The organism is Mucilaginibacter sp. (assembly GCF_028287845.1).
In the GTDB taxonomy this organism is placed as follows: domain Bacteria; phylum Bacteroidota; class Bacteroidia; order Sphingobacteriales; family Sphingobacteriaceae; genus Mucilaginibacter.
Genome location: NZ_JAQBOW010000157.1, coordinates 1 through 5,578, shown reverse-complemented (window position 1 = coordinate 5,578; position 5,578 = coordinate 1). Strand labels below are relative to the sequence as shown.

The following is a 5,578-nucleotide window of genomic DNA, read 5'->3' as shown; positions in this document are numbered from 1 at the left end:
CTTGCTGGTTTTCAATGGTCATATTAGTGACAATCAGTTCTTCTTTTAAACTGTCAGCCTTATTTTCAAATCGTTTGATTTGTTCATTATGGGCATCTTTTGTACCCTCCAGCCTGGCTAATTTTATTTGTAACTGGACTATACTTTCATTCTTGAGCGACAGTGTTTTTTCAAGACTATCCGTTTTTTGAGTTAGCATCTCAATTTTTTCTTTTTTGCTTTGCGCACCTGCGCTTATTATTCCCGATACTACCATGCCAATCATTAAGATGACTACCTTTCCCTTTTTCATTTTAATTAAATTTAATTGCCAAACATTAAGTTATATATCTATTTAGATAAGTTAGCGTATCAAAATTGTTTAAATGAGGGGAAAGTATCGGATACTAATTGAAAGCAGATTACGGGGAAGCTTCTTGTATATTATACATTTAAGAAAAATAATTGTTTATGAATTTATAAATTTTTATCACTTTGCCCAGACGGATGGGAATCATCTTTAAAGGGAATCAATATAAGTCCGATTATTAAAATCATCATTCCCACTATTGTATAAAATATTTTTTTCATGACCAATATTTAAGTATTCAGTATTGCTGTTACTGATACAGCTCCAAATCTCAAAAAGATCAATGTTAAGAAATGTTAAAAGCGACATACCGCTGCCATTTTATGTTATCGGGTTGATTTTCTGCGAAGAAACTATGGGCGAGTAATATTATCTATAAGCATTTGCCCTTTGTGACAGGATAAGATTGTGCAAAAAAAGGAGGGTGGGTAAAAAGAAAAAAAGAAGCAAAAAAAAGAAAAATAGGCTCTTTTAAAGTAGGACGGGTCACAAGCAAAAAAAGTGTTTCATCAGGTGTTTCACCCCAATTTTGCAAAAATAGACAAAACAACATAAGGTGTTTATTATAAGATATTTATCATGGTTTACCTAAAGTATTTGTACTGTTTCATGGTGTTTCACTCATTTTGTCAAATTGCTATATATCAATAGGTTAACCTAAAAGAGTGTTTCATGTGTTTCATTAATTTGTGAAACACTTTGCTGTAAAAAAAATAGTTAGATAAACATAAAAAAAGCGGAATAACCTTAGGTTATCCGCTTTTAGTGACCCGGGAGAGGATCGAACTCTCGACCCACTGATTAAGAGTCAGTTGCTCTACCGGCTGAGCTACCGAGTCATTTTTTTTACCGGGTTGCAAATATAGTGGAATATATTAAAATGCCAATTCTTAAATAATACTTATTACGTTATGCCATAGCGTAAAGCTCGTCTTTTTGTTTTTGTACGGCGTCGCTGTTAATATATTCGTCGTAGGTCATCAGCTTGTCTATAATGCCGCCCGGTGTTAATTCAATTATGCGGTTGGCAACAGTTTCAACCAGCTCATGATCTCGCGAAGTAAACAGAATAGTGCCCCTAAAGTCTTTCATGCCGTTGTTTAACGCGGTGATAGATTCCAGGTCGAGGTGATTTGTAGGCTCGTCAAACATCAGCAAATTGGCAGATTGCAGCATCATGCGGCTAAACATACAGCGCATTTTTTCACCACCTGACAGAACGGTACTTTTTTTCAAAACTTCCTCGCCCGAAAACAACATACGGCCCAAAAATCCACGAATAAACTGATCATCCTTTTCGCCCGGCGAGTACTCGCGCAACCAGTCAATCAGGTTATCATCTTTACCTTTAAAGTATTCGGTATTATCCATCGGGATATCGGCAGGGTTAATGGTTACGCCCCATTTAAACTCGCCTTTGTAGTCTTTATCCTTGCCGGTTAATATATTGTAGAAAGCGGTAGTAGCTAAGCTATTGTTTGATAGGACAGCAATTTTATCGCCCTTGTTTACCATTAAGCGGATGTTGTCAAACAATACTTCGCCGTTTAATTTCTTGCTTAGGTTCTCTATCTGTAGTATCTGATCGCCTGCTTCACGGCCAAGGTTATTAAATATAATACCCGGATATTTACGGTTTGATGGTTGTATCTCGTCAAGATTGATCTTATCTAATGCTTTTTTACGACTGGTAGCTTGTTTTGATTTTGATGCATTGGCACTAAACCTGCGGATAAACTCCTGCAACTCTTTAACCCTATCCTCTGTCTTTTTATTCTGATCAGACCGTTGTTTTAAAGCCAATTGGCTCGACTCATACCAGAACGAATAGTTACCCGTGTAGATACTCATTTTAGCAAAATCAATATCAACCACATGCGTACATACTGTATCTAAAAAGTGTCTGTCGTGTGATACTACTAATACAATAGCTTCGTAGCTTGCTAAGAAATCTTCCAACCAGCTTACGGTGTGGATGTCAAGATCATTGGTAGGCTCATCCAGTAATAATATATCCGGGTTGCCAAAAAGGGCCTGGGCTAACAGCACGCGTACCTTTTGCGTATTGTCAAGATCTTTTACTAACTGATAATGAAATTCTTCTTTAATGCCCAGGTTGCTTAATAGGGTAGCGGCATTGCTTTCTGCGTTCCAGCCATCCATTTCGGCAAACAGGTTTTCCAATTCGCCGGCACGTTCGCCATCAGCATCAGTAAAATCTTCTTTAAGATATATGGCGTCTTTCTCTTTCATGATGGCATACATTTCCTTATGGCCCATCATTACGGTTTCAATAACAGTAAATTCATCAAACGCGTAGTGGTTCTGGCTTAAAACAGCCATACGCTCGCCGGGAGTAAAGCTTACCTGTCCGCTGGTAGGATCAATTTCGCCTGAAAGGATTTTTAAGAAGGTAGATTTACCTGCACCATTGGCACCAATAATGCCATAGCAGTTGCCTTGTGTAAATTTTAAGTTAACGTCTTCAAATAAAGTACGTTTACCGTAACGTAAAGATAGATTGGATACCGAGATCATGCTGCACCTGTAATTTGCCGCAAAATTACGGTTTTTTAGTGATTAGTTACCTAAAGATTAGAGATTAGTTATTAAAGATTGGTTTTATTATTATTTGGTTAAAGCGCTCCTTAATGCAATAGTTTGGTGGTCGGCCAATTTTTGCAATGGGCCCGATGCCATCATTTTCATCATCATATTCAGATCGGCATTAATGGTAAAGGTGGCTAAGGTGCCATTACTATCAGGGGCTAAATTCCAGTAAAGCTTAACAGCAAAAGGTGGTTTGCCGGTGGCTATAATATTGATAGATCTGTTTTCAACTCTTTCGATAATTTGCAGGGAAAGCTGCACCATATTTTGTATACCAAAATGGGCCTCATCAACAGTTGATGTCCAATCCTGCACACTATCAGGCATTAATTGCTGGTGATTATTAAAATCAGACAGATACTGATAGACATCACTTACAGGCTTATTTATATTTATTTTACTTTCAAAAGTACTCATGGTGGTAGAGATTGGAGGTTAGTTAATTAGAGATTAAGCTTGTTTTTATAAACGATTATACTAACTCAAAATTGCTAACTGCTCAGGTTCCCCATGTTGACGGGCTTTCGCGCCATTCTCTTAGTACCTCAACATCTTTACGTGAGATATATTGGTTCTGTTCCGCATAACTTAGTAAAGCTGTATAGTTTGATAAGGTAATGTATGGGCAATTGGCTGCTTTAAAATTTTCTTCGGCAATGTCAAATCCGTAGCTAAAAATAGCTGCCAGCCCGGCAACATCATAACCTGCATCACGCAATGCGCTAACGGCTTGTAAACTGCTATTGCCGGTAGATATCAAATCCTCAACAACAACAACTCTTTTGCCTGTTAATATATCGCCTTCTATCAAATTACCTGTACCATGATCTTTTGGTTTAGCGCGGACGTAAATAAATGGTAAGCCCAATTCTTGCGCTACCAGTACGCCTTGCGGTATACCGGCTGTTGCAACACCTGCAATACAACCTACAGACCCAAATTTTTCCTGTATAACAGTAGCTAACTGCTGCCTTATATAAGTGCGGATAGTTGGATGTGAAAGCGTTATACGATTATCACAATAAATAGGCGATTTCCACCCCGATGCCCACGTAAAAGGATTATTAGGTTGTAATTTAATTGCTTTAATTTGCAACAGAAATTCCGCTACCTGTTGTTCGGTTTCAGTAGTATTAAACATGGCTCAAAAATACAGAATTTATATTAACCAAAAGGTTATCTTATTAACAGAATCTGAACCGAAGAAATCAGAGCATTATCAAAAGATTGATAGCCAGGCATTTGATCTTAAAATAATTTACACCTGGATACTGGCGCACAAGAATGATCTGTTTTACATATTGTGTAAGGATGCAAAATCATTCCTGAAACAAATTAAGCAAAGCGTTAATGTTATTGAGGCCGCAGGCGGTTTGGTGAAGAATGAAAACAAGGATCTTTTGTTTATCTATCGTAACGATAAATGGGATCTGCCGAAAGGCAAAATAGAAAAAGGCGAGACCATTAAGGAGGCCGCCGTACGCGAAGTAGAGGAGGAGTGCAATATTGTAGTAAGCAAACGCGGCGATAAAATATGCAAAACCTACCACGTATATATCTACAAAAACGAAGTGGTTTTAAAGAAGACCCACTGGTATAAAATGAAGGCCAAAGGGCAAAATAAACTAAAACCTCAAATAGAAGAAGGTATAACTGATGTACGCTGGTTTAAACCTAATGACATTGACGCTATTTTAACCAATACCTTCCCATCTATTTTAGATGTACTGGCAGCGATGGACTTGATTACAGAAAAGCCAAAGCTTCTTTCGGAATAAACTGCGTTACATCGCCGTTATAACGCAGTATTTCGCGCACAATGGTTGAACTGATAGACGAATAACCCGGTTTACTTACAATAAATATACTTTCAATATCGGGCGCTAAAGAGTGGTTCATTTGGGCGATAGCTTTTTCGTATTCAAAATCTGATACGGTACGAATGCCACGGATCATGTAGGCGGCACCAATACTTTTGCAGAAGTTAACAGTAAGCCCCTCGTAGGCTATTATATGTATTTTGGGTTCCGTATCAAAAACAGCGCGCAGCATTTTCTCACGGGTTTCAATACTTAAAAAGCCGGGTTTGGTACTGTTGGCACCAATGCCAATATATACTTTATCAAACAAGCCTACCGATCTTTTCACAATATCAACATGAGCTTTGGTAACCGGATCAAATGATCCCGGGAAAAGGGCTATTTTCATGATTTGCTGTATTTTACGTAAAGATAAAGCTAAAAGATCAGTTCTGTTTTATATTTTGTATAAAGCCATAATGTTTAATGCCCGGCTTATTATTAGGTATCTGATCAAAGGCCTGGTAAAGAATATACTTTTTATTTTGATCAATACCTTTAAACATACTGCCGATTACTTGTTGTATAGCATTGTTCTCTGCTTTTAAAGCAACGCTATCCGTAAGTTTAATGGTCGACTTATATTTTATCAACGGAAATATGCCCTCATGCCCGGCCTCGCCAATAAACTGGGGTTCTACAGAAAAAATTTGGGGTTTAGTTGTAACCTGGTCAATAACTACCGGGAACCTAAAACGGTTATTTGCTTCGTTTAAAATTGTAGCAGAGAAAATTCTCATTGTATCCTCATGGGTATATT

At 37.7% G+C, this 5,578-nt stretch carries 7 protein-coding genes and 1 tRNA gene; 1 reads left to right on the top strand and 7 read right to left on the bottom strand.

The genetic code is table 11. From position 1 onward, the window contains the following. From JWP71_RS15685 to pyrE, 5 genes are all read right to left on the bottom strand, one after another. On the bottom strand, positions 1 to 292 hold a 292-nt coding region (locus JWP71_RS15685; protein ID WP_299501867.1), incomplete at its 3' end, for a hypothetical protein. An 823-nt stretch (positions 293 to 1,115) separates the two neighbouring features. Next, positions 1,116 to 1,188: transfer RNA gene (locus tag JWP71_RS15680), tRNA-Lys, on the bottom strand. A 70-nt stretch (positions 1,189 to 1,258) separates the two neighbouring features. Next, positions 1,259 to 2,887 (bottom strand): ATP-binding cassette domain-containing protein, encoded by a 1,629-nt coding sequence (locus tag JWP71_RS15675; protein WP_299501866.1) that lies wholly within the window; start codon positions 2,885 to 2,887, stop codon positions 1,259 to 1,261. A 90-nt stretch (positions 2,888 to 2,977) separates the two neighbouring features. Then, positions 2,978 to 3,376, bottom strand: coding sequence for an SRPBCC family protein (locus JWP71_RS15670; protein WP_299501864.1), 399 nt, complete (start codon positions 3,374 to 3,376; stop codon positions 2,978 to 2,980). 82 nt (positions 3,377 to 3,458) lie between these two features. Further along, positions 3,459 to 4,100, bottom strand: a complete 642-nt coding sequence (gene pyrE, locus JWP71_RS15665; protein WP_299501863.1) for an orotate phosphoribosyltransferase — start codon at positions 4,098 to 4,100, stop codon at positions 3,459 to 3,461. On the opposite strand from pyrE, the gene JWP71_RS15660 reads away from it, so the two are divergent. Then, complete coding sequence (locus JWP71_RS15660; protein WP_299354613.1) at positions 4,099 to 4,737, top strand: NUDIX domain-containing protein; 639 nt, start codon at positions 4,099 to 4,101, stop codon at positions 4,735 to 4,737. The genes pyrE and JWP71_RS15660 overlap by 2 nt on opposite strands. On the opposite strand, the gene coaD is transcribed toward JWP71_RS15660, so the two are convergent. Continuing rightward, complete coding sequence (coaD, locus tag JWP71_RS15655) at positions 4,706 to 5,167, bottom strand: pantetheine-phosphate adenylyltransferase (RefSeq protein WP_299354616.1); 462 nt, start codon at positions 5,165 to 5,167, stop codon at positions 4,706 to 4,708. The genes JWP71_RS15660 and coaD overlap by 32 nt on opposite strands. Before the next feature lie 37 nt (positions 5,168 to 5,204). Continuing rightward, positions 5,205 to 5,578, bottom strand: a 374-nt coding sequence (locus tag JWP71_RS15650) for a hypothetical protein (protein ID WP_299501861.1), incomplete at its 5' end; no start/stop codon positions are given.

What these genes read in the sequence shown, in the direction of transcription:
- JWP71_RS15675 (WP_299501866.1), bottom strand. Translation starts at nt 2,887, where the DNA reads ATGATCTCGGTATCCAATCTATCTTTACGTTACGGTAAACGTACTTTA.
- JWP71_RS15670 (WP_299501864.1), bottom strand. Translation starts at nt 3,376, where the DNA reads ATGAGTACTTTTGAAAGTAAAATAAATATAAATAAGCCTGTAAGTGAT.
- JWP71_RS15660 (WP_299354613.1), top strand. Translation starts at nt 4,099, where the DNA reads ATGGCTCAAAAATACAGAATTTATATTAACCAAAAGGTTATCTTATTA.
- pyrE (WP_299501863.1), bottom strand. Translation starts at nt 4,100, where the DNA reads ATGTTTAATACTACTGAAACCGAACAACAGGTAGCGGAATTTCTGTTG.
- coaD (WP_299354616.1), bottom strand. Translation starts at nt 5,167, where the DNA reads ATGAAAATAGCCCTTTTCCCGGGATCATTTGATCCGGTTACCAAAGCT.